At 44.8% G+C, this 2,775-nt stretch carries 4 protein-coding genes; all 4 read left to right on the top strand.

The window, feature by feature from the left end:
• Positions 1-519 (top strand): sensor histidine kinase (locus B2U10_RS12645; RefSeq protein ID WP_290788132.1); only part of this gene is annotated, 519 nt, incomplete at its 5' end.
• An 84-nt stretch (positions 520-603) separates the two neighbouring features.
• The gene (locus B2U10_RS12640) at positions 604-984 is read left to right on the top strand and encodes a DUF1516 family protein (RefSeq protein WP_056060012.1); all 381 of its coding nucleotides are present in this window, start codon (positions 604-606) and stop codon (positions 982-984) included.
• Positions 985-1,123: 139 nt separating this feature from the next.
• The gene (locus B2U10_RS12635) at positions 1,124-2,122 is read left to right on the top strand and encodes a class I SAM-dependent methyltransferase (protein ID WP_290788129.1); all 999 of its coding nucleotides are present in this window, start codon (positions 1,124-1,126) and stop codon (positions 2,120-2,122) included.
• A gap of 106 nt (positions 2,123-2,228) precedes the next feature.
• The coding region (locus tag B2U10_RS12630; RefSeq protein WP_290788126.1) for a phytoene desaturase family protein at positions 2,229-2,775 on the top strand (547 nt) is incomplete at its 3' end.

Genomic DNA, 2,775 nt, shown 5'->3' with positions numbered 1-2,775 from the left:
GACGTCCAGCGCATGGAGTCAGGTACACAATCGTACAAAAAGACATCTGTGAACATTCATGCGATTGCTGAAGAAACGACACACTTTTATGCGGCTTCGACACAAGCCCACCGGATTACGTTCCGTCACGAAGGAAATCAGTTGCCTGTCATTGAAGCAGATGAAGAAAAAATCAGACAGTTACTCAATAATTTATTGAATAATGCGGTGAAATACTCACCATCTGGTGGTGCGATTGATGTCGTACTCACGACATCACGTGATCAAGTCATTCTTCAAGTTCGGGATGAGGGAATCGGGATTCCGAAACAATCACTCAGTCGTCTATTCGAAAAGTTTTACCGCGTCGATAACTCGGATAGTCGGAAAATCGGTGGTACGGGCCTTGGTCTAGCCATCTGTAAAGAAATCGTCACCGGTCATGGGGGAGAAATTCATGTGGAATCGGTCGTAAGAGAAGGGAGTCTTTTCACTGTCAAATTCCCACTCGTTCAGTCCACACATGTGACAATCTCCTGAAAAAATCATATAGCAACAAAATAACACTAGGTGTTCGTACGGAAATCAGATACGATGAAATAGGAAAAGAAAGGAGGAAATGAAATGCCAATCACAGCATTCGTTCACACACACGTCTTACTTTGGGTACTTTTATTGGTTACGTTCTTCGTCGCGTTTTCGATGTACAAGAACAATAAGAAAGCCGCAAAAGGCATTCATATGGCGTTCCGTCTTCTGCTTTTATTGACGTTCGCGACAGGTCTTTACCTGTACATTAAAATCATGGGGGTGTCTGAAAATCCAGATCCACTCTACCATGCGAAGATCACAGCAGGTCTTTTGACGCTCATCTTCGGAGAATTGACACTCGTTCGTGTCAAAAAAGGAAAAGCCTATTCCGGTTTCGTCATCGGATTCATCGTGCTTGTCCTTGTGACAGTATTCCTTGGCTATTCGCTTCCATACGGTATGAAGTTTTTCTGATTTTATGCGAAATCAAAGAGTCCTTTTCGACCTTTTGGGTCGAAAGGACTCTTTTTGTCGTGTCTGCTAGTAATTTTTGTTTACAAGTGGTTGTTATTTGGGAAAAGGGATGTATTACACAGTAGAGAGGGGAACGCTTGTGGCACAGTTGAAGGAATGGACGAAGGTCTTCCGGGCACGGAAATGGATGAAACGCGCAGAACCGGTGTTACCACTCTGGCATGGATACATCGGTTATAAATATGGGTTATTCGATGCTCTTCAATCGGGAGCGACGCAGGCGGAAGCGCAACTACGGATGCGACGTCCGCTGACACAGGAAGCGTTATCCCGCTGGTTTGAGGTTGGCGTAGCTGTCGGTCATTTAAAGAAAAAAGATTTACGTTATACGGCGACGCGTCATGTATTGCCAGAACTTTCTCAATCAGACGATCGTAGTATCGGTTTTATGTTATCTGAGATGATGGAGCTACATTTACCCGCCTTGTTCTCTTATCCACAATTCCTAGAAGAGGGGCAACAGAAAGTCTTTAATGGAGAAGAACATGGCGACATCGTTGCCGAAACGTCGGCACTTGTCGAGACCGTTGCTTTCCCGGCTGTACGTCATATCATTCGAAGTCGCAATCTGACATCACTGCTCGATATCGGCTGTGCCTATGGCGGTTATCTTCGCAAAATTCATGAGGCGTTGCCTGATTTGCGACTCGCTGGAATCGATATCGAAGAATCGGTCATTGCAGAAGCAAAACGACGAGATACGAGTGGAGAGATTGACTTCGTCGTCGGAGACATCAAAACGTTTGACGTAAAAGAAACGTATGATGGTGTCATGATGAATAATATTTTGTATTACTTCCCACAACCGGAACGTCTTGCTTTACTAAAAGGGGTACGCCGTTTTGTCAAAGATGATGGAACAGTCATTCTCGTCACTCCACTTCGTGACAGTTCACATGGTGCACCGTTCTCAGCAGCATTCAATGCCTTTATGACACTGCATGAGAATTTGTATCCATTACCAAGCCAGGAAGAATTGAAAGAAGATTTATCGAAAGCTGGGTTTGGAAATATTTCGATCACACCATTCTTAAAAGAAGGTGCTTGGTATATCGTGACTGCAAACGCCACTTCCTAAGCGAAGTCTGGCGTTTTTACAGTTGGAAGACAGTTCAAATTTGTCGCTCTTACTATGTGCTTAGTATAATAGTTGAAACGATGAGAGATAAAAAGGAGAGATTTGGGTGAAGCGACGCGTAGCAGTGATAGGAGCAGGACCAGGGGGACTTGCATGTGCCTTGTTATTAGCAGGAAAAGGAGTAGACGTCACCGTTTATGAAAAACAACCGCAAGTCGGTGGACGAACTTCTGCCGTCAAGCTAGGTGAATACACATTTGATCGAGGACCGACTTTTCTTAATATGCCGCATATTTTAGAAAACGTCTTTCACGAAGCCGGTCTACGGTTAGAAGATTATTTAGATCTAAAGGCACTTGATCCGATGTATACACTCTATTTCAAAGGTGGAACAGAACAGTTTACGATGACGACGGATCGGGACCGGATGAAAGAGACGATCGAGCGCCACTTTCCGGGAAATGGGGAAGGGTACGATCGATTCATGGCAGAGCAAGCGTTAAAGCTCGGTAAGTTGATGCCGATTCTACAGACACGTCATGACCGATTAACGGACTACTTGTCACCGCGTGTCTTAACAGCACTTCCGCGTCTCTCACTCGGGCGATCACTTTATGATGTCTTGTCCGACTATTTCACGAGCGAAGAACTGA

Origin of the sequence: Exiguobacterium sp. UBA7533, from assembly GCF_002479335.1 — a bacterium.
In the GTDB taxonomy this organism is placed as follows: domain Bacteria; phylum Bacillota; class Bacilli; order Exiguobacteriales; family Exiguobacteriaceae; genus Exiguobacterium_A.
This window is presented reverse-complemented; position numbering and strand designations above follow the sequence as displayed.